This is a genomic window from Cedecea neteri (assembly GCF_000758305.1).
Lineage (GTDB): Bacteria > Pseudomonadota > Gammaproteobacteria > Enterobacterales > Enterobacteriaceae > Cedecea > Cedecea neteri_C.
The window spans coordinates 1,891,755-1,913,232 of the sequence record NZ_CP009458.1 but is presented as its reverse complement, the minus strand read 5'-3'; the positions used below and the strand labels follow the sequence as shown (position 1 = coordinate 1,913,232).

Annotated in this window: 18 protein-coding genes; 8 read left to right on the top strand and 10 right to left on the bottom strand. The window is 52.9% G+C overall.

The genetic code is table 11. The features are described 5' to 3' along the window. Positions 1-86: 86 nt before the first annotated feature. From lpdA to pdhR, 4 genes are all read right to left on the bottom strand, one after another. On the bottom strand, positions 87-1,511 hold the full coding sequence (gene lpdA, locus LH23_RS08945; protein WP_008461828.1) for a dihydrolipoyl dehydrogenase: 1,425 nt from the start codon (positions 1,509-1,511) through the stop codon (positions 87-89). 175 nt (positions 1,512-1,686) lie between these two features. Beyond that, complete coding sequence (gene aceF, locus LH23_RS08940; RefSeq protein ID WP_039290336.1) at positions 1,687-3,576, bottom strand: pyruvate dehydrogenase complex dihydrolipoyllysine-residue acetyltransferase; 1,890 nt, start codon at positions 3,574-3,576, stop codon at positions 1,687-1,689. 14 nt (positions 3,577-3,590) lie between these two features. Beyond that, positions 3,591-6,254, bottom strand: coding sequence for a pyruvate dehydrogenase (acetyl-transferring), homodimeric type (gene aceE, locus LH23_RS08935; protein WP_008461826.1), 2,664 nt, complete (start codon positions 6,252-6,254; stop codon positions 3,591-3,593). 119 nt (positions 6,255-6,373) lie between these two features. Beyond that, positions 6,374-7,138, bottom strand: coding sequence for a pyruvate dehydrogenase complex transcriptional repressor PdhR (pdhR, locus tag LH23_RS08930; protein ID WP_039290334.1), 765 nt, complete (start codon positions 7,136-7,138; stop codon positions 6,374-6,376). Positions 7,139-7,675: 537 nt separating this feature from the next. Here pdhR and aroP point away from each other — a divergent pair. After that, positions 7,676-9,046, top strand: a complete 1,371-nt coding sequence (aroP, locus tag LH23_RS08925) for an aromatic amino acid transporter AroP (RefSeq protein WP_166876758.1) — start codon at positions 7,676-7,678, stop codon at positions 9,044-9,046. A 50-nt stretch (positions 9,047-9,096) separates the two neighbouring features. Here aroP and ampE read toward each other — a convergent pair whose 3' ends face one another. Further along, on the bottom strand, positions 9,097-9,951 hold the full coding sequence (gene ampE / locus LH23_RS08920) for a beta-lactamase regulator AmpE (protein ID WP_039290331.1): 855 nt from the start codon (positions 9,949-9,951) through the stop codon (positions 9,097-9,099). Beyond that, positions 9,948-10,511, bottom strand: coding sequence for a 1,6-anhydro-N-acetylmuramyl-L-alanine amidase AmpD (ampD, locus tag LH23_RS08915; RefSeq protein ID WP_039290328.1), 564 nt, complete (start codon positions 10,509-10,511; stop codon positions 9,948-9,950). Before ampD ends, ampE begins: the two co-directional genes overlap by 4 nt. 83 nt (positions 10,512-10,594) lie before the next feature. Between ampD and nadC the strand changes: the two genes are divergently transcribed. From nadC to hofC, 4 genes are all read left to right on the top strand, one after another. Further along, positions 10,595-11,485, top strand: a complete 891-nt coding sequence (nadC, locus tag LH23_RS08910) for a carboxylating nicotinate-nucleotide diphosphorylase (protein ID WP_039290326.1) — start codon at positions 10,595-10,597, stop codon at positions 11,483-11,485. A 184-nt stretch (positions 11,486-11,669) separates the two neighbouring features. After that, complete coding sequence (gene ppdD, locus LH23_RS08905; RefSeq protein ID WP_039290322.1) at positions 11,670-12,125, top strand: prepilin peptidase-dependent pilin; 456 nt, start codon at positions 11,670-11,672, stop codon at positions 12,123-12,125. Beyond that, positions 12,122-13,501 (top strand): type II secretion system protein GspE, encoded by a 1,380-nt coding sequence (gene gspE, locus LH23_RS08900; protein ID WP_039290320.1) that lies wholly within the window; start codon positions 12,122-12,124, stop codon positions 13,499-13,501. Before ppdD ends, gspE begins: the two co-directional genes overlap by 4 nt. After that, positions 13,494-14,702 (top strand): protein transport protein HofC, encoded by a 1,209-nt coding sequence (gene hofC, locus LH23_RS08895; protein ID WP_039290316.1) that lies wholly within the window; start codon positions 13,494-13,496, stop codon positions 14,700-14,702. Before gspE ends, hofC begins: the two co-directional genes overlap by 8 nt. A 29-nt stretch (positions 14,703-14,731) precedes the next feature. Here the strand turns inward: hofC and LH23_RS08890 are convergent, their stop codons facing one another. Next, positions 14,732-15,775 (bottom strand): GMP reductase, encoded by a 1,044-nt coding sequence (locus LH23_RS08890; protein WP_039290313.1) that lies wholly within the window; start codon positions 15,773-15,775, stop codon positions 14,732-14,734. Positions 15,776-16,161: 386 nt separating this feature from the next. On the opposite strand from LH23_RS08890, the gene coaE reads away from it, so the two are divergent. Genes coaE through yacG form a run of 3 tightly spaced genes read left to right on the top strand, consistent with a single transcriptional unit; the run spans position 16,162 to position 17,732 of the window. Continuing rightward, the gene (coaE, locus tag LH23_RS08885) at positions 16,162-16,782 is read left to right on the top strand and encodes a dephospho-CoA kinase (protein WP_039290311.1); all 621 of its coding nucleotides are present in this window, start codon (positions 16,162-16,164) and stop codon (positions 16,780-16,782) included. Next, entirely contained in the window at positions 16,782-17,525 is a 744-nt protein-coding gene (zapD, locus tag LH23_RS08880) for a cell division protein ZapD (protein ID WP_039290309.1), read from the top strand. The genes coaE and zapD overlap by 1 nt, the downstream gene beginning before the upstream one ends. A gap of 9 nt (positions 17,526-17,534) precedes the next feature. After that, entirely contained in the window at positions 17,535-17,732 is a 198-nt protein-coding gene (yacG, locus tag LH23_RS08875; RefSeq protein WP_038475555.1) for a DNA gyrase inhibitor YacG, read from the top strand. Here the strand turns inward: yacG and mutT are convergent. The 3 genes from mutT to secM form a co-directional block, all read right to left on the bottom strand. Continuing rightward, positions 17,729-18,118: an 8-oxo-dGTP diphosphatase MutT gene (gene mutT / locus LH23_RS08870; protein WP_039296481.1), complete on the bottom strand. Its 390-nt coding sequence runs from the start codon at positions 18,116-18,118 to the stop codon at positions 17,729-17,731. The two genes, yacG and mutT, sit on opposite strands and share 4 nt — an antisense overlap. 62 nt (positions 18,119-18,180) lie before the next feature. After that, positions 18,181-20,886, bottom strand: coding sequence for a preprotein translocase subunit SecA (gene secA, locus LH23_RS08865; RefSeq protein ID WP_039290305.1), 2,706 nt, complete (start codon positions 20,884-20,886; stop codon positions 18,181-18,183). Between the two features lie 63 nt (positions 20,887-20,949). Further along, a complete protein-coding gene (secM, locus tag LH23_RS08860; RefSeq protein WP_039290302.1) occupies positions 20,950-21,456 on the bottom strand; it encodes a secA translation cis-regulator SecM in 507 nt (168 codons plus the stop codon). Positions 21,457-21,478: the final 22 nt, after the last annotated feature.

Here is a 21,478-nt window from a genome sequence, read left to right as displayed (position 1 = left end):
CAATTAAGCTACTGGCCGCTCGCAAGGGCGGCCTTTTACAGGCAAAAAAAACGGCCCCTGAGGGCCGCTTTATCAAACGCTGAAAGCTACTTTTTCTTCGCTTTGGCGTTTGGCAGGTCGGTGATGCTACCTTCGAAGACTTCAGCCGCCAGGCCAACGGATTCGTGCAGCGTCGGGTGAGCGTGGATGGTGAGCGCGATGTCTTCTGCGTCACAACCCATCTCGATAGCCAGACCGATTTCGCCCAGCAGCTCGCCGCCGTTGGTCCCGACAATCGCCCCACCGATAACGCGGTGAGTCTCTTTGTCGAAGATAAGCTTGGTCATACCGTCTGCGCAGTCGGAAGCGATAGCACGGCCAGAAGCAGCCCACGGGAAGGTGGCGGTTTCGTAGCTGATGCCTTTCTCTTTCGCTTCTTTCTCAGTCAGACCAACCCATGCAACTTCTGGCTCGGTGTAAGCGATAGATGGGATCACTTTCGGATCGAAGTAGTGCTTCATGCCGGCGATAACTTCTGCGGCAACGTGGCCTTCGTGAACACCTTTGTGTGCCAGCATTGGCTGACCGACGATGTCGCCGATAGCAAAGATGTGCGGCACGTTGGTGCGCAGCTGTTTGTCAACGCGGATAAAGCCACGGTCGTCCACTTCAACACCGGCTTTGCCTGCATCAAGGTTTTTACCGTTCGGCACGCGGCCGATAGCCACCAGAACCGCGTCGTAACGCTGTGGTTCTGCAGGGGCTTTTTTGCCTTCCATGGAAACATAGATACCGTCTTCTTTCGCTTCAACGGCAGTCACTTTAGTTTCCAGCATCAGGTTGAATTTCTTGCTGATGCGTTTGGTGAAGACTTTAACGATGTCTTTGTCCGCAGCCGGGATAACCTGGTCAAACATTTCAACCACGTCAATGTCTGAACCCAGCGCATGGTATACGGTGCCCATTTCCAGACCGATGATACCGCCGCCCATAACCAGCAGGCGTTTAGGTACGGATTTCAGCTCCAGCGCATCTGTGGAATCCCACACGCGTGGATCTTCATGAGGAATGAACGGCAGCTCGATCGGACGGGAACCCGCCGCGATGATAGCGTTGTCGAAGTTGATCACGGTTTTACCGTTTTCGCCTTCCACTTCCAGGGTATTAGCCCCGGTGAATTTACCCAGACCGTTTACCACTTTCACTTTACGGCCTTTGGCCATACCCGCCAGGCCGCCGGTCAGCTGAGTGATAACTTTCTCTTTCCAGGTACGAATTTTGTCGATATCGGTTTTCGGCTCACCGAAAACGATGCCGTGTTCGGCCAGTGCTTTTGCTTCTTCGATAACTTTAGCAACGTGCAGCAGCGCTTTAGAAGGGATACAGCCGACGTTCAGACAAACACCACCAAGGGTGCTGTAACGCTCTACGATGACGGTTTCCAGACCTAAATCCGCGGCGCGGAATGCTGCGGAGTAACCTGCCGGGCCTGCCCCAAGTACTACGACCTGAGTTTTGATTTCTGTGCTCATCATGACCTCTTAATTTATACCCGTCGTCCACCGGGTCGTTCTATCCGCCCGCAGTTTACAAAATTGTTAACAATTTTGAAACAACAAACGGCTCACGAATTGTCGCTTTCGCCAATAACCTCACAAACACCATGAGATTACCAGAAAAAAGCCGGCCGATTGGCCGGCTTTTCAATTACATCACCAGGCGGCGAATATCAGACAACATGTTGTTGATGATGGTGATGAAGCGAGCCCCATCAGCGCCGTCGATTACGCGGTGGTCGAAGGAAAGAGACATTGGCATCATCAGACGCGGCGTGAACTCTTTACCGTTCCAGACCGGCTCCATCGCAGACTTGGAGACACCCAGGATAGCCACTTCTGGCGCGTTAACGATCGGCGCGAAGTGAGTTGTCCCGATACCGCCCAGGCTGGAGATGGTGAAGCAGCCGCCCTGCATTTCGCCAGCGGTCAGCTTGCCGTCACGAGCTTTCTTGGAGATAGCCATCAGTTCGCGAGACAGCTCGGTGATGCTCTTCTTGTTCACGTCTTTGAAGACTGGAACAACCAGACCATTAGGAGTATCAACCGCCACACCGATGTTGATGTATTTTTTCAGCGTCAGCTTCTGGCCATCTTCGGACAGGGAACTGTTGAAGCGAGGCATCTGCTCCAGCGCGGCAGCAACGGCTTTCATGATGAACACCACAGGGGTGAACTTCACGTCCAGCTTACGCTTAGCGGCTTCGTCGTTCTGCTGCTTACGGAACGCTTCCAGATCGGTGATATCGGTTTTGTCGAAGTGGGTAACGTGCGGGATCATCACCCAGTTACGGCTCAGGTTAGCACCAGAGATTTTCTGGATGCGGCCCATTTCCACTTCTTCGATTTCGCCGAACTTGCTGAAGTCCACTTTCGGCCATGGCAGCATGCCTGGCAGACCGCCGCCGGTCGCAGCCGGAGCTGCTTCAGCGCGCTTAACAGCGTCTTTCACGTAAGCCTGAACGTCTTCGCGCAGGATACGACCTTTACGGCCGGTGCCTTTCACTTTCGCCAGATTAACGCCGAATTCGCGAGCCAGACGACGGATCAGCGGAGTAGCGTGAACGTACGCGTCGTTTTCAGCAAATTCAGATTTGCCTTCTGCTTTAGCAGCAGGTGCAGCGGCTTTGGCTGCCGGGGCTGGTGCCGCAGCGGCTGGCGCTGGTGCAGCAGCAGTCGGAGCCGCAGCAGGCGCAGCGCCTTCCACTTCGAAGACCATGATCAGGGAGCCGGTAGATACTTTGTCGCCGGTGCTGATTTTGATTTCTTTCACGGTACCGGCGAATGGCGCAGGCACTTCCATGGAAGCTTTGTCGCCTTCAACGGTGATCAGTGACTGCTCGGCGGCAACTTTGTCGCCCACTTTGACCATCACTTCAGTGACTTCAACTTCATCACCGCCGATGTCCGGGACGTTAACGTCTTTAGAGCCGGAAGCCGCAGGTGCTGCGGCAGCAGCCGGAGCAGCAGCCTGTGCCGGAGCGGCTGCAGGTGCGGCACCCGCCACTTCGAAGACCATGATCAGAGAGTCGGTAGACACTTTGTCGCCAGTGCTGATTTTGATCTCTTTCACCACGCCCGCGAACGGAGCAGGGACTTCCATAGAAGCTTTGTCGCCTTCTACGGTGATCAAAGACTGTTCAGCGGCAACGGTGTCGCCCACTTTCACCATGATCTCGGTAACTTCAACTTCGTCACCGCCGATGTCTGGCACATTAACGTCTTTTGCGCTCGCGGCAGCAGGTGCTGCGGCCGGAGCGGCTTCTTTCTTCTCTTCTGCCTTAGCAGGTGCAGCGGCTGCTGCACCTTCGGCGGAATCGAAAATCATGATCAGTTTACCGGTCTCGGTTTTGTCGCCGACAGAGACTTTGATCTCTTTCACGACGCCAGCCTGTGGAGACGGAACTTCCATAGAGGCTTTATCGCCTTCTACAGTGATCAGCGACTGTTCAGCTTCAACTTTGTCGCCAACTTTGACCAGAATCTCGGTGATTTCAACTTCATCAGCGCCGATGTCTGGTACTTTGATTTCGATAGCCATTGTCTCTTTACCTCTTACGCCAGACGCGGGTTAACTTTTTCTGCATCGATGTTGAATTTGGTAATTGCGTCTGCAACCACTTTCTTATCGATTTCGCCACGTTTAGCCAGTTCGCCCAGGGCTGCTACTACCACGTAAGAAGCATCAACTTCGAAGTGGTGACGCAGGTTTTCGCGGCTGTCAGAACGACCGAAGCCGTCAGTACCCAGTACGCGATAATCATCCGCTGGTACGTAAGTACGAACCTGCTCAGCGAACAGTTTCATATAGTCAGTAGAAGCAACCGCTGGAGCATCGTTCATCACCTGAGCGATGTAAGGTACGCGCGGAGTTTCCATTGGGTGCAGCATGTTCCAGCGCTCACAATCCTGGCCATCACGAGCCAGTTCGGTGAAGGAGGTTACGCTGTACACGTCAGAGCCCACGCCGTAGTCGTTCGCCAGGATCTGTGCTGCTTCACGTACGTGACGCAGGATAGAACCGGAGCCCAGCAGCTGAACTTTACCTTTGCTACCTGCAACGGTTTCGAGTTTGTAGATACCTTTACGGATACCTTCCTCGGCACCTGCTGGCATAGCCGGCATGTGGTAGTTTTCGTTCAGAGTGGTGATGTAGTAGTAAATGTTCTCTTGCGCTTCACCGTACATACGGGTCAGACCGTCGTGCATGATGACAGCCACTTCGTACGCGTAAGACGGGTCGTAAGAGATACAGTTAGGGATAGTCAGAGACTGAATGTGGCTGTGACCATCTTCGTGCTGCAGACCTTCACCGTTCAGAGTAGTACGACCGGAAGTCCCGCCGACCAGGAAGCCGCGAGCCTGTTGGTCGCCAGCCTGCCAGCACAGGTCACCGATACGCTGGAAACCGAACATAGAGTAGTAGATGTAGAACGGAATCATCGGCAGGTTGTTGGTGCTGTAAGAGGTCGCAGCCGCCAGCCAGGATGCGCCCGCACCCAGTTCGTTGATCCCTTCCTGCAGAATCTGGCCTTTCTCGTCTTCTTTGTAGTATGCAACCTGCTCACGGTCCTGCGGGGTGTACTGCTGGCCGTTCGGGCTGTAGATACCGATCTGACGGAACAGACCTTCCATACCAAAGGTACGCGCTTCATCGGCGATGATTGGAACCAGACGGTCTTTGATAGACGGGTTCTTCAGCATCACGTTCAGGGCACGAACGAAGGCGATGGTGGTGGAGATCTCTTTGTTCTGCTCTTCCAGCAGCTGAGAGAAGTCTTCCAGCGCAGGCAGTTCCAGTTTTTCGGAGAAGTTAGGCTGACGAGCAGGCAGGTAGCCTTTCAGTGCCTGGCGACGTTCATGCAGGTACTTGTGCTCTTCGGTGCCTTCAGGGAAGGTGATGTAAGACAGGTTTTCTACCTGCTCATCGGTCACTGGCACATTGAAACGGTCGCGGATATAACGCACGCCGTCCATGTTCATTTTCTTCACCTGGTGAGCGATGTTTTTACCTTCTGCGGTATCGCCCATGCCGTAACCTTTGATGGTGTGGGCCAGGATAACGGTCGCTTTACCTTTGGTTTCCTGCGCTTTTTTCAGTGCAGCGTAGACTTTCTTCGGATCGTGACCACCGCGGTTCAGGGCCCAGATCTGCTCATCAGTCCAGTCTGCAACCAGCGCTGCGGTTTCAGGGTATTTGCCGAAGAAGTGCTCACGAACGTAAGCGCCGTCTTTGGATTTGAAGGTCTGATAGTCACCGTCAACGGTTTCGTTCATCAGTTGGATCAGTTTACCGCTGGTATCTTTACGCAGCAGCTCATCCCAACGACCGCCCCACATCACTTTGATTACGTTCCAGCCAGCACCGCTGAAGATGCCTTCCAGTTCGTTGATGATCTTGCCGTTACCGGTGACCGGACCATCCAGACGCTGCAGGTTACAGTTGATGATGAAGCACAGGTTGTCCAGCTTCTCACGGGTCGCGATGGTGATCGCGCCTTTAGATTCTGGCTCATCCATTTCACCGTCGCCCAGGAAGGCGTAAACGGTTTGCTCAGAGGTGTCTTTCAGGCCACGGTGTTCCAGATATTTCAGGAACTTAGCCTGGTAGATCGCACCGATTGGGCCCAGCCCCATGGAAACGGTCGGGAACTGCCAGAATTCTGGCATCAGTTTAGGGTGCGGATAAGAAGACAGACCTTTACCGTGAACTTCCTGACGGAAATTGTTCATCTGCTCTTCGGTCAGGCGGCCTTCAAGGAAAGCACGTGCGTAGATGCCCGGAGAGATGTGGCCCTGGAAGTACACCAGATCGCCGCCGTCTTTCTCGTTAGCTGCACGGAAGAAGTGGTTGAAGCACACTTCGTAAACGGTCGCAGAAGACTGGAAGGATGCCATGTGGCCGCCCAGTTCCAGATCTTTCTTGGATGCACGCAGAACGGTCATGATGGCGTTCCAGCGGATAGCAGAACGGATACGGCGTTCCAGATCCAGATTGCCCGGATATTCCGGTTCGTCTTCAACGGCAATGGTGTTCACATAGTTGCGAGCACCTGCAGAAGCAGCGACTTTCACGCCGCCTTTGCTGGCTTCGGACAGCAACTGATCAATCAGATACTGTGCACGCTCAACACCTTCTTCACGGATAACCGATTCGATCGCCTGTAGCCAGTCGCGAGTTTCAATCGGATCCACGTCATTTGGGAAACGTTCTGACATGGGGGTATTCCTTATCTGTCTAATACGTTGATTATCTGGAACCTGTCCCATTGTATTTTCGCGAGAAAACACAATAAGACAGGTTCTGTGTTTAGTTGCCGCGCTCTAAAGTTTGGCGCTTAATCCTTACGTTGCTGAAGAAGACGGAGAGAGCGCTCACGACGGCTCTGCTCACGGCTGCGATCCAGCAATATTTCCTCAATAAACGCCAGGTGACGGTGCGACGCTTCTCGCGCCTGCTCCGGCTGGCGAGCCATAATCGCCGCAAAAATGCTGGCGCGATGGCTGCTCACTTGCGCCAACATCTCGCGGCGCGCGTAGAGCAATTCAAAATTCTGGCGAACGTTCTGTTCGAGCATAGGCTCCATGCAGCGTAATAAATGAAGAAGCACAACATTATGCGCAGCTTCGGTTACGGCAATTTGATACTGCATGACGGCATCGGCTTCGGCGTCTAAATCGCCGGACTCCTGAGCCTGCTGGATGGCAATATGACAATCACCAATGCGCGAGAGATCTTCTTCGGTTCCGCGCAGCGCCGCGTAATAAGCGGCAATGCCTTCAAGCGCATGGCGGGTTTCAAGCAGATCAAACTGGGATTCGGGATGGTCTGAGAGCAGTTCGACCAGCGGGTCGCTAAGGCTCTGCCAAAGGCTGTTCTGGACAAAAGTACCGCCGCCCTGGCGACGAAGCAGCAAACCCTTAGCTTCGAGGCGCTGGATGGCCTCACGCAGCGAAGGTCGGGAAACATCAAATTGTTTCGCCAGTTCGCGTTCAGGTGGAAGTTTTTCGCCCGGGCGTAGAGTGCCCTCAAGGATGAGAAACTCCAGCTGCTGCTCTATCACATCGGATAATTTTGGTTGGCGGATTTTGCTGTAGGCCATCGTTCCCTATCTCTGCCATTAGCCCGGAGTCAATTGGTAAGACCAATTTCACGTTCGTGAGGCTAAAAGTAACAAAGTATTCACCTTCTGTCCATATTGGTTTTGATTGAAATCATGAAAGCAGGCACATTTTAACAATAACAAAAGAAGGGGTTTTCAAAACCATAACCTGGGCACTAACTCACGTTTACCCACAAAGCGGTAAGTTAACGTTTATGAAACGATATATTTTTCAAAAACAACCGAGAGATGCGGTAAATGTATGTCATTTTTGTGACGTAAAACGGCTGCTCAAGAACTATTCCGACCTCACATTTCCCTCCCCCCTTTTTTACAAATGGTTTCTTTTTGCCCAACTCGTCAGAGCAGTGGCAGAAAGCAGGTGCAAAGGCCTGCGCTTAACACTATTCTTTGCGATGCGGTAGCCCTATCCGCAAAATTCATAATTGATAACCGTAAAAAAAAGACTACACATTACGGAATACAACAATTACATCCGCGTCAATGTAGCGCAGACATTAACCACTACGAGGTTACATGATGGAAGGTCAACAGCACGGCGACACGCTGAAGCGCGGTCTAAAAAACCGCCATATTCAGCTGATCGCGCTGGGTGGAGCTATCGGGACGGGCCTGTTTCTGGGCAGCGCATCCGTCATCCAGTCCGCAGGTCCGGCAATTATTCTCGGCTATGCTATCGCCGGGTTTATTGCTTTTTTAATTATGCGCCAGTTGGGTGAAATGGTCGTTGAGGAGCCGGTAGCCGGGTCCTTCAGCCATTTTGCTTATAAGTACTGGGGTGGTTTCGCGGGCTTCGCTTCTGGCTGGAACTACTGGGTACTCTACGTTCTGGTCGCCATGGCTGAACTGACGGCTGTCGGCAAATACATTCAATTCTGGTGGCCAGAGATCCCGACCTGGGCCACGGCGGCGGTGTTCTTCGTCGCTATCAACGCCATCAACTTAACTAACGTTAAAGTCTTTGGTGAGATGGAGTTCTGGTTCGCCATTATTAAAGTGGTGGCGGTTATCGCCATGATCCTGTTCGGCGGCTGGCTGCTGTTTAGCGGCAACGGCGGCCCGCAGGCATCCGTCAGCAACCTCTGGGATCAGGGCGGCTTCCTGCCGCACGGTATTACCGGGCTGGTCATGATGATGGCTATCATTATGTTCTCCTTCGGAGGGCTTGAGCTGGTCGGTATTACTGCCGCCGAGGCAGACAACCCGGAAGTGAGCATTCCAAAAGCGACCAACCAGGTTATCTATCGTATTCTGATTTTCTATGTGGGATCGCTGGCGATTCTGCTTTCTCTGCTGCCGTGGACGCGTGTTACCGCAGACACCAGTCCATTCGTGCTGATCTTCCATGAGCTGGGCGATACTTTCGTGGCTAACGCCCTGAATATCGTGGTACTCACCGCTGCCCTGTCGGTTTACAACAGCTGCGTTTACTGCAACAGCCGTATGCTGTTCGGCCTGGCGCAGCAGGGCAACGCGCCGAAGATGCTGAAAAGCGTCGATAAGCGCGGTGTGCCGGTGAACACGATTCTGGTTTCCGCAGGCTTTACCGCCCTTTGCGTGCTGATTAACTACCTGGCACCGGAATCCGCTTTCGGCCTGCTGATGGCTCTGGTGGTCTCCGCCCTGGTGATCAACTGGGCAATGATCAGCCTGGCGCACATGAAGTTCCGTCGCGCCAAGCAGCAGCAAGGGGTAAAAACCCGCTTCCCTGCTCTGTTCTATCCGTTAGGAAACTGGGTCTGCCTGCTGTTTATGGTTGGCGTGCTGGTCATCATGCTGATTACGCCGGGCATGGCTATCTCGGTTTATCTGATCCCAGTGTGGATTGCGATTCTGGGTGTTGGATATTTCCTGAAACAGAAAAACCTGAAGGCTGTAAAAGCCTGATAAACAAAACGCCCCGCATTTGCGGGGCGTTTTGTTACAAGCCTTCCTGCTTAGACCAAAGTCCCGTAAATCGTCAGTAACGCCACAACCGCCACAATCACCAATGAAATCTTTTTCGCCAGCGATACCGCAGCTTTCGGCGTTTTCATCTTATCCTGATGGGGTTCTCTCGCCAGCGAGTACTGGGCTAACTGCGTCAAAACCTGGTACTGAGAAGTATGCCTGTCGGCAAGAGAAGCAAACCACGCGGGAAGCGCTCGCTCGCCGTGGCCCAGCAGAGCATAAGCGACCCCAACCAGGCGAACAGGCACCCAGTCCAGTACGTGAAGAATGCCATCAATCCCTGAGAGCAAGCGCTCATGCGCCGTGTGGTGCCGAGCAAGCCAGGTTTGCCATGCACGCAGGAAAGCATATCCCGCGAGCGTAACCGGCCCCCAGACTCCGCCCACCACGAACCAAAACAGCGGGGCAAGATAGAAGCGGAAGTTAATCCACAGCAGCGCGTTTTGAAGCTCACGCAGGTATTCACGCTCGCTGCACTCAGGCGGAACACCATGAATCAATGTCAGTTCGGCGGCCATCGCATCGCGGGCATGCTCATCATCATGGCTGGCAGCTTTAAGATACGAATGGTAATGCAGCCTGACCTGACCGGCCCCGATGCACAACACACCTAGCGCAATCCAGAACACCAGCAGCGGGACATTGAACAATAATCCATGCAAAGCACGGAGGATCAGGAAAACAACGGCCATAAAGGCCGCAGTCATTAGCAGCGTTCTTAACAAAGAAAAATGCTTAACCCGCCCGAACAGCACTTCAAGACGGTGATCTAACTGCCAGTGCTCGCCCATTTTGAACAATCGCTCGCCCATCAGGACTAACAGCAGGGTAAACAGGGTCATGTGCTCTCCTTGTCAGTTGCCTCTTCAACCGCACCCAAAAAGCGCGGCCAGTCAAACGAAGGGCCAGGGTCGGTCTTCCGACCGGGCGCTATGTCGCTGTGGCCCGTCATGTGTTTCGCTATATCAGGATAGTGTTGAATCAGTAAGTTAGCTAAAGCAGTGAGTTGTTCATATTGAGCGTCGGTATAAGCCAGTGTGTCGGTACCTTCCAGCTCAATACCGATAGAAAAGTCGTTGCACTTCTCTCTGCCCCGGTAGCTTGAGACGCCCGCATGCCAGGCTCGTTTATCGAAAGGCACGTACTGAACAATTTCGCCGTCCCGGCGAATCAGACAATGGGCTGACACGCGCAAATGCGAAATACCGGCAAAGTAAGGATGCTCGGCAGGATCTAGCGTTCCGGCAAATAATGCGTCAATCCATGGGCCACCGAACTCCCCCGGCGGCAAACTGATATTGTGCACCACCAGCAACGAGGGATTTTCCTCTTCCGGTCGGCCGTCACAATGCGGGGATGGCAGATGTTTTACCCCCACCAGCCAGCCGTCTTTAAGCTGCATGAGAGGTTCTCCTTAGAGTGGTACTTGAAGTCGCTTCAGAGTAGCATGAAACGATACTAACTTATTCATTCCGGAGTTTTATCATGCCGCCCCGCCGTTATAATCCTGACCGCCGACGTGACGAGCTGCTCGAACGAATTACCCTTGATATCCCTCTCGCCGTATCCCAGGCGCTGCGGGAAGATCTGGGGGGTGAAGTCGACCCGAATAACGACATCACGGCACAATTATTACCCCCAGAAAGCACGTCTCATGCGGTCGTTATCACCCGTGAAAATGGCATTTTTTGCGGTAAACGCTGGGTAGAAGAAGTCTTTATTCAGCTTGGCGGCGACGTGACGGTGACCTGGCATGTTGAAGATGGTGCTGAAGTCAGCATCAATCAGCCACTTTTTGAGCTCAATGGCCCAGCCCGCATTCTCCTGACCGGAGAAAGAACGGCATTGAACTTCGTGCAAACGCTCTCAGGCGTAGCCAGCGAAGTTCACAGTTACGTGGCGCTGCTTGAGGGCACTAAAACGCAGTTGCTGGATACCCGTAAAACGCTTCCTGGCCTGCGCACCGCGCTGAAATATGCCGTGCTATGCGGCGGGGGCAGCAACCATCGCCTCGGCCTTTCCGATGCTTTCCTGATCAAAGAAAACCACATTATCGCTTCCGGCTCTATCCGTCAGGCCGTGGAGAAAGCATTCTGGATGCATCCGGACGTGCCGGTAGAAGTGGAAGTTGAGTCTCTCGATGAACTGGACCAGGCACTAAAAGCCGGGGCTGACATCATCATGCTGGACAACTTTACCGTTGAGAAAATGCGTGAGGCTGTGGCACTTACTCAAGGGAAAGCGCGCCTGGAGGTCTCGGGCAATGTGACCAAAGAGACGCTGAGAACCTTCGCTGATACGGGCGTGGACTACATCTCTGTGGGCGCTCTGACTAAGCACATACGCGCCCTCGACTTGTCTATGCGCTTCCGCTAATGCAACACCACAGCGGGCCAACCTGTGTTGCGCCCGCTTTTTGCGTACTGACTTCCATTTTGATTGTCGATACATACAACTGCGTCAACTAACGCGGAAGGCATTTCCCGAATCCCCGCTTCCCCATTCGCTATTGCTTCGCCGGTTCAGCACAGTGTTGCTCTCTAACCAAAAGGAGCGACAGATGAACAAGCAAAAAGGATTTACGCTAATTGAGCTCATGGTGGTGATAGGCATCATCGCCATTCTTAGCGCCATCGGTATTCCAGGCTATCAAAACTACCTTCGTAAAGCAGCATTGACCGATATGCTGCAAACCTTCCTCCCCTATCGTACCGCCGTCGAGCTTTGTGCCATCGAGCGTGGGGGACTCTCCGGTTGCAATGCCGGCAGTAACGGCATCGCTGAAACCAAAACGACGCGCTACATCAGTTCAATGAGCGTTGCCAGCGGCATTGTGACGCTCAACGGCCAGGAGTCCCTGAACGGGCTGGCGGTAACGTTCACCCCTCAGTGGAGCGATGCGAACGGCGTAGCTGGCTGGGCAAGGGTTTGTAATGCTGAAAACGGATCGCCGCTAAAACAAGCCTGTGAAGATGTATTCCGCTTTAACGAAACGCAAGCGGGGGCTGGCAAATGAGCACAAAAGAACAGCTTAATGCCCTATGCCAGCACTACAACGCCATATTTGTAGAAGAAACACCCGACACAGTGCGAATTGCTGCTGTAGAAGCCCCAAACGAGCAAATGTACGAAGCACTCCGTTTTCTTTGTGATAAACACATTGATGTAGAGATCTGGCCCATTGAGCGGCTTGAGAAATGGCAAACGCGGGAGCCCTCTCAACCTTCGGAACACGATCGCAGCACTTCAGTGGTCGCACTCTTAAATACAGCCCTTGCCACCGCCGTACAGCAACGTGCATCCGATATCCATTTTGAGCCTTTCGAGAATGCCTATCGAATCCGGCTTCGCATTGACGGCGTGCTGCAATGCCAGCCGCTACTGCCTCAGGCAATGGCCGCGCCCGTCACTGCAAGGCTAAAAATTCTTGCTAACCTGGATATCGCAGAAAAGCGACTTCCGCAGGATGGGCAAATGGACTACCTGACCGAGGACGTAAAAGCGTCATTTCGCGTCTCGACGCTGCCCTGCCGTTATGGAGAAAAGATCGTTTTACGGCTTCTTCAGCAGGGCAAACAACATATGGATATTCACGCACTGGGCATGTCAGAAGATGGAACAAAACAACTTGAGCAATCGCTCCAGGCCCCGCAGGGCATGATTCTGGTAACCGGTCCAACGGGCAGCGGAAAAACCATTACGCTCTACAGTGCCCTAACGGCGCTTAACCAACCAGACATCAACGTCTGCAGCGTAGAAGACCCAATAGAAATCCCACAGGAAGGGCTGAATCAGACGCAGATAAACCCTAAGGCCGGCCTCACCTTCCAGAACGTCCTGCGAGCGTTGCTGAGGCAGGATCCAGACGTCATTATGGTCGGTGAAATCAGGGATGGAGAAACAGCAGAAATTGCCATCAAAGCTGCCCAGACCGGGCACCTGGTTTTATCGACATTGCACACCAACTCCACCGTTGAAACGCTTGTCCGCCTGGAGCAAATGGCTGTTCCTCGCTGGATGATCGCGTCTGCGGTGAATCTCATCGTGGCTCAAAGGCTAGTCAGAAAACTTTGCCCTCACTGCAGAACACACCACGAGCCAGCCATAACATTACCTGCGCACATTTGGCCTTCCGCACTGCCCAATTGGCAGGCAACAGGGTGTGAACGTTGCTACGGAGGATATTATGGGCGAACTGCGTTATTTGAAATCCTGCCGCTATCGACCGACTTAAGGCAAGCCATCACAGAAGGCGAACCCGCAAGTAACATTCAAAGTCTCGCTAAAGAGCAAGGGATGAGTACGCTTTTCGAAAGTGGCTGCGTCGCCGTAGAACAAGGCCATACAACGTTGGAGGAGGTTTACCGTGTGCTAGGTGTGCCAAATGTCTAGGCCTCTGCTCTGGCACTGGGAAGCCATAGACAACGAAGGCCAGCTCAAGAGCGGTGAATCGCTTGCCGACGAACGCGCTTCGCTTGAGGAGGAACTTGCTCAACAGCAGCTTCAGCTCCTGTCCGTTAAAAAATCATCGCTGTCAGGAAGATCCTGTTGGCATATTCAGCACAAAATTGACTTTGTCCGGCAGCTTGCAGCGCTGCTCCATGCAGGTATCGCCTTAACTGACGCGCTGTTGCTCATAGCCCGCCAGCATCCAAAACCTGCATGGTCAGCATTATTACAGCACATAGAGCGACAGGTAGCGCAGGGGATACCGTTTTCGGAAACGCTTAAGCAATGGCCTCATATCTTCCCGCCCCTGTTTATTGCCTTGCTGCATACCGGAGAGCTGACGGGAAGGCTTGCTGAGTGCTGCCAGCGACTGGCCGAGCAACAAGAACAACAATACCAACTGACCAAAAAGGTTATGAAAGCCCTGCGCTATCCACTCTTTATTTTGGTTGTGGCATTGCTGGTAACGGCAGGCATGGTTGGATTTGTCCTGCCTGAGTTTGCCAATATTTATCGTTCTTTTAACGCGCCGCTGCCCGCAATCACCCAAGCAGTAATGAGCCTTTCAGAGTGGGCAACGTCTCAAGGGGGATGGTGGTTTTTAACCTTTATGCTCTTAGTGGTTATCGGCTGGTGGCTTCGCCGTACACAACCCGCTGTTCGAGAAAAAGAACAATTACTGCTGTTAAAAATACCGGTGATTGCCCCCTTGAGGCGAGGCCAGTTACTCAGCCAGATTTTTACCGTACTGACGCTGTCTCAGCATTCTGGTGTTCCCCTGTTGCAGGGCCTTGAAGCGGTAGAGAAAACGCTGACCCAACGCCTCTGGCAGCGGCAAATTGCTGATGTTCGCGATCGGGTTTCAGAAGGGAAGCCTCTATGGCAGGCACTGGAGCAGTCCGGGTATTTCACACCACTTTGCCAACAGCTGGTTCGTATTGGTGAAGAATCTGGTTCTCTGGATCTTATGCTCGAGCGCCTGGCGCACTGGCATTATGAGAAAACGCAGGAGCTAGCTGAAAATCTTGCCGCCACGCTGGAGCCCGTCATGATGCTGGTCATTGGCTTGATCATTGGCACACTGGTGATCGCCATGTATCTGCCTATTTTCCAGATGGGGGATGCCATGGGCGGAGGAGGATGACGCAACCTGAGCTGCGTCATCGATGCTCATCAGAGGCTATTGAAAACGCGGTTTTCCTGTTCCGCTACGCGGATGAAAGTTGTGCGCTTGGTCAGCTCTTTAAGGCGAGAGGCACCTACATAGGTACAGGCAGAACGCAGGCCGCCAAGGATATCGCGAGCGGTATTTTCCACCGGCCCTCGCAGAGGCAGCTTAACGGTTTTGCCTTCTGCGGCGCGGTACTGCGCAACACCGCCTACGTGACGGGTCATAGCCGACTCGGAGCTCATACCGTAGAACAGCATAAACTTCTCGCCATCCTGTTCGACAACAGTACCACCGCTTTCTTCATGCCCTGCCAGCATACCGCCCAGCATAACGAAGTCAGCGCCACCACCAAAGGCTTTAGCCACATCGCCCGGCACAGTACAGCCACCGTCACTGACGATCTGGCCGCCTAAGCCGTGAGCTGCGTCAGCACATTCAATGACGGCGGAAAGCTGAGGATAGCCCACGCCGGTTTTAACGCGCGTGGTACATACAGAACCAGGGCCAATGCCCACTTTCACGATATCAGCCCCGGAGAGGATCAGTTCTTCACACATTTCACCGGTAACCACGTTACCCGCACAGATAACTTTGTCAGGCCATGCTTCGCGCGCTTTGCTGACGAACTGGGTGAAGTGTTCAGAGTAGCCGTTTGCCACATCGATGCAGATAAATTTCAGCGCAGGCGTCAGGGCCAGAATCTGCTTAGTTTTGGCAAAATCTGCATCAGACGTACCGGTTGAGACCATGATATGGCGCAGCAGGCTTTCAGGCACGGAACGAATAAAGTTGCTCCACTCTTCTACAGAGTAGTGTTTGTGCACGGCGGTAAGGATATCGAATGAGGCCAGCGCCTGCGCCATCGCGAAAGTGCCTACAGTGTCCATATTTGCAGCAATAATAGGGACGCCAGACCACGTGATACCGGAATGCTTGAATGTGAATTGACGTTCCAGCTCAACGTCTGAACGGCTTTTGAGGGTGGAGCGTTTTGGGCGGATTAAAACGTCTTTAAAACCTAACTTCAAATCTTCTTCAATACGCATGGTGCAGATCCCTGGGTCGAATAGCGATGAACGCGATCGGCGGTAGGCTCTTCATTACTCAAGACACAGTACAGAGGTAAGCCCAAACCCAGAGAGAAAGAAATCAGACACTGGGGTGAGCAAGCACGGTAAACGTACCTGTGGCTTAAAATAAAACGAGCAAACAACAGCCAACTCCAGTGACGCTATCATACGCAGTAATAATGACTCCGCAAGACTGCGAAAACCGACTTTTTTACGCTACAATCGTTTAAATTTACCTGGTAAACGGTAAAAGGCCCTCAGACGGCGAATATCAGATTTTTATGTGGTGCAAACCCACTGAGAATCACGTTGTAGAAAGGCCTTTATCTTATTGATAAATATAGCATCAGGATCGGTTATTTATGGTTTTCACGGTTGCACTTACGGGCGGCATTGGCAGTGGTAAAAGTACCGTCGCCGAAGCCTTTTCCCGCGCTGGAGTCACCGTCATCGATGCAGATGTGATTGCCCGTCAGGTTGTTGAGCCAGGCCAACGTGCGTTAGCTCTCATTTCTCAACATTTTGGCCCAGAGATCCTTCTGGAAGATGGTTCTTTAAACCGTCGGGCGTTGAGAGAAACGATCTTCAGCTCCCCGCAGCAAAAGCAATGGGTTAATAACCTGCTACATCCCATTATCCAGCAGCAAACCCGTGATGAGATTGCCCGTGCTACCTCACCTTACGTGTTGTGGGTAGTCCCTCTGTTGGTAGAAAATAATCTGCAACAAAAGGCGGACCGGATTTTAGTGGTGGATGTTTCCCCCGAGACCCAGATTGCGCGTACTATGCTGCGGGACAATGTTTCCCGCGAAAACGCACAGCAGATCCTGGACGCTCAGGCCTCCCGGGAAGCTCGTCTCGCCGTGGCAGATGATGTAATTAATAATGACGGCAGTCCCCAGGACGTTGTCGTGCATGTTGACCGCCTGCATCGCCAGTACCTGAAACTGGCTAGTCTGGCCGCACAACAGGAAGCAGAATAATGAACACTCAGGTTCTTTTCGAACACCCATTGAATGAGAAAATGCGCACATGGCTGCGTATTGAGTTTTTGATCCAACAGATGCAGTCAGCACTTCCTATCAATGACAGCGCAAAGGCGCTGCATTTTTTTCGTAACGTCGGTGACTTACTGGATGTGTTTGAAAGGGGCGAAATTCGCACTGATATTCTCAAAGAGATAAGCCGTCAGCAGCGTAAACTGCTGAGCTGGTCGGAAGTCCCGGGGGTTGATATGCAGCGTATCGACTCACTGCGAAGCCAGTTGGAGAGCTGTGGCAGTGTGCTAATGGCCGCGCCGCGTATAGGGCAGATACTGCGAGAAGACCGGCTTATTGCACTAGTACGTCAGCGTCTTAGCATCCCAGGCGGCTGCTGTAGCTTCGACCTGCCTACCCTGCACATTTGGCTTTATCTGCCCCAGGAACAACGCGATGCTCAGGTTAACTTTTGGCTAAACAGTCTCGAACCTGTGAAACAGTCGCTCGACCTTCTGCTGGACATCATCCGCAATTCTGCGCCGTTCCGGAAACAAACCAGCCTCAATGGGTTCTACCAGGACAACGGCGATGATGCCGACCTGCTTCGCCTACATCTCACTCTTGGCGACCAGCTTTATCCACAGATTTCGGGCCATAAAAGCCGCTTTGCGATTCGTTTTATGCCGCTAGATTCGGAAAATGGCTTGGTTCCGGAACGCCTCGACTTTGAGCTAGCCTGCTGTTAAGGAAGAAACATGAGCGAAGAGACTATCGTCAATTGCCCGGGCTGCGGTAAAGCCGTTATCTGGAACGAGAGCAGCCCTTACCGGCCGTTCTGCAGCAAACGCTGCCAGCTTATCGATCTTGGAGAATGGGCCGCAGAGGAAAAACGTATTCCCAGCAGCGGCGACCTCTCTGAAAGCGAAGGCTGGAGCGAAGAACAGGAACGCTAAGCGTTCAGCAGTTTTAAAATAACGGGCTCGTTGGCTGGCGGAAACTCGTCAGCGATGAGCTCCCTCTGAGCAACCCAACGTCCTGGCTGCCCTTCTTTGCCCCAGGGTTCTCCTTCCCACTGTTCAACCAGATAAAACCACAGGGAAATTTGGCGATCCGGGAACTGATACTCCAGGGTTTCAAACAGGCTGGCAGTTTGCGCCACAATACCGGTTTCTTCCTGTAGTTCGCGGATCACCGCCTGCTCCGGGGACTCACCGGCCTCAATCTTCCCACCGGGGAATTCCCATTTGTTCGCCATGTGTGCATCGGCTGCACGCTGCGTGATAAAAATTTCACCCTGCTGATTACGAATAATGCCGACGGCGATTTGCAGTTGCTTCATATTCTCAAACTCCATGCGTAAAAAAGGCGCAGCAAGCTGCGCCTTTTCGATTCTGTCAGACCTTAGCTCAGACGGCCATGGCACTGTTTGTATTTTTTACCGGAACCACATGGGCAAGGATCGTTCCTCCCCACTTTACGATCGCCAGTTTCTGCTGCCAGCGCCTGTGCGGCCTGAGTTTCGTCATCCACATGGCTAAGCTGCTGCATACGTGCCAGGCGCTCGGCTTCTTCACGACGCTGCTGTTCCATCGCTTCCACTTCTTCCGGCAGGCGTACCTGGACTTTGCTCAGGGTGCTGATCACTTCATATTTCAGTGATTCCAACATCGCGGCAAACATAGAGAAGGATTCGCGCTTATATTCCTGCTTCGGATCTTTCTGCGCATAACCACGCAGGTGGATGCCCTGACGCAGGTAATCCATTGCCGCCAGATGCTCTTTCCACAGGGAATCGAGCGTTTGCAGCATCACGCCTTTTTCGAAGTGGCGCATCATTTCTGCACCAACAACTTCTTCTTTACGCTGATAAAGCTCAATCGCCGTCTGCAGGATACGCTCACGCAGCGTTTCTTCATGCAGCTCAGGTTCTTTATCCAGCCACTCCTTGATCGGCATCTCGAGATCAAAGTCGTTTTTCAGGCGCTCTTCCAGACCTTCTACATCCCACATTTCTTCCAGAGACTGAGGCGGAATATGTGCATCGATGGTAACTTTGAAGACGTCTTCACGAATACTGGCGATAGTTTCGCTCACATCCGTAACGTCGAGCAGCTCATTACGCTGGGTATAAATAGCGCGGCGCTGATCGTTCGCAACGTCATCGTATTCCAGCAGCTGTTTACGAATATCAAAGTTACGACTTTCAACTTTACGCTGTGCGTTGGCAATCGCCTTGGTTACCCAAGGGTGTTCAATCGCCTCGCCCGGCTTCATGCCGAGTTTACGCATCATGTTGGACACGCGATCTGAGGCGAAGATACGCATCAGGGCATCTTCCATCGACAGGTAGAAGCGGGATGAACCGGCATCACCCTGACGGCCAGAACGACCACGCAGCTGGTTATCGATACGACGGGATTCATGACGCTCGGTACCGATAATATGCAGACCGCCTGACGCCAGTACCGCGTCGTGGCGAACCTTCCAGTCCGCTTTGATCTGAGCAATTTGTTCTGGGGTTGGATCGTCCAGCTCGGCAATCTCTTCCTGCCAGCTACCGCCCAACACGATATCCGTACCACGACCCGCCATGTTCGTTGCGATGGTCACTGCAGCTGGGTAACCCGCCTGAGCAACGATAGCCGCTTCGTTGGCGTGGAACTTAGCGTTCAGTACGTTGTGCTTAATACCGGCTTTGGTCAGCTCTTGAGAAACCACTTCAGATTTCTCAATGGAGATGGTCCCGACCAAAACGGGTTGTCCGTTTGCGGTACGCTCTTTAATGTCTTCGATAATTGCGCCGATTTTATCCAGTTCGGTCATGTAGACCAGATCCGGCATATCTTTACGGATCATTGGGCGGTTAGTCGGCACAACGATGGTATCGAGCTTATAAATGGAGCTAAATTCAAACGCTTCGGTGTCTGCAGTACCGGTCATCCCCGCCAGCTTCTCGTAAAGACGGAAGTAGTTCTGGAAGGTGATAGACGCCAGCGTCTGGTTTTCATTTTGAATCTCGACGCCTTCTTTCGCTTCGACGGCCTGGTGAAGACCATCTGACCAACGACGTCCCTGCATGGTACGGCCGGTATGTTCGTCAACGATAATGACTTCGCCATCTTTCACGATGTAGTCAACGTCGCGGGTGAACAGCGCATGGGCACGCAGCGCAGCTGTTACGTGGTGCATCAACATGATATTGGCAGGAGAGTACAATGACTCACCCTCTTCCATCATGCCTTCTTGCACCAAAAGCTCTTCAATCAGCACCAGACCGCGTTCGGTCAGGTTAACCTGACGAGATTTTTCATCCACAGAGAAGTGGCCTTCACCCTGGAAGGTGTCGGAGTCTTCTTTTTCCTGACGCATCAGGTGTGGAATGATTTTGTTCACGCGTTTGTACAGCTCAGAGCTGTCTTCGGCCGGACCGGAGATGATTAGCGGCGTACGCGCCTCATCGATCAGAATGGAGTCAACTTCATCCACCAGCGCATAGTGAAGCTTACGCTGCACGCGCTCTTCAGGGCTGAAAGCCATGTTGTCGCGGAGGTAGTCGAAACCGTATTCGTTGTTGGTGCCGTAGGTAATGTCTGCGGCGTAAGCTTCACGCTTAGCCGGAGCCGGCATGCCTGGCAGGTTGATACCTACGCTCAGGCCCAGATATTCAAACAGAGGGCGGTTGTTTTCGGCATCACGCTGTGCCAGATAGTCGTTCACGGTAACAACGTGCACACCTTTGCCGCTCAGTGCGTTCAGGTAAGCAGGCAGCGTTGCGGTAAGGGTTTTACCTTCACCAGTACGCATTTCCGCGATGCAGCGATCGTTCAGGACCATACCGCCCAGCAGCTGTACGTCGAAGTGGCGCATACCGAAGACACGCTTACTGGCTTCACGAACAACGGCGAAAGCTTCTGGGATCAGGTTTTCCAACACTTCACCTTTTTCCAGGCGCGCGCGGAACTCACCAGTTTTAGCTTTCAGCTCATCGTCAGTGAGCTTTTCCATCTGCGGTTCCATGCTGTTGATCACGGAAACAACTTTGCGCATACGGCGCAGTGTACGATCGTTACGACTACCGAAAACTTTAGTTAATAATTTGATTAGCATAATAAATTCTCAAACGCCTGCCGTCAGTGCGGTCAATAAATTGTTGTTAGTTTGGAAGATGAATTAGCTGAGGCAAAGCGGGCCTGCACGGATGCCCTGTACCTGACGGATCCATACCACGGTACTGAAAACGTCCCCCACAGGAGATGCCGTAAACGCAGTCTGGCGAACAATAACGGGAGGTTTACTTTCTTGCGTTAACAGCGCACTAAGCGTGTCGAGCAGGGCAAGGTGCTGTGCCTGAAGCGGCACATTTTCCTGGGCCACAGGCAAAGCCTGAGGTGCCATAGCAAAGGAAAGATGACGGATAACGGTGCGGATTGCATGCTGGTGCCAATAGTCCACACTAAAGGAAGGACGGCGGGTGCTTTCTTGCAGTTGAACAAGGCTATCAAAACGCAGCTGCCGTGCCGAATCGTGACGGCTGGCGGAAGCTTCAGCGGGCACGCCGGTTTCTGTGTTACCGTTGAGCGCAGGCATGCCAAAACTCGCCGCGACCATCCCCAACAGGAGATGCGGCCAGAAATAACGTCTGCCAAATTGTCGCCAACGATTTAGAATACCAATCACTTTTTCCGCCGGAGCTTAATGT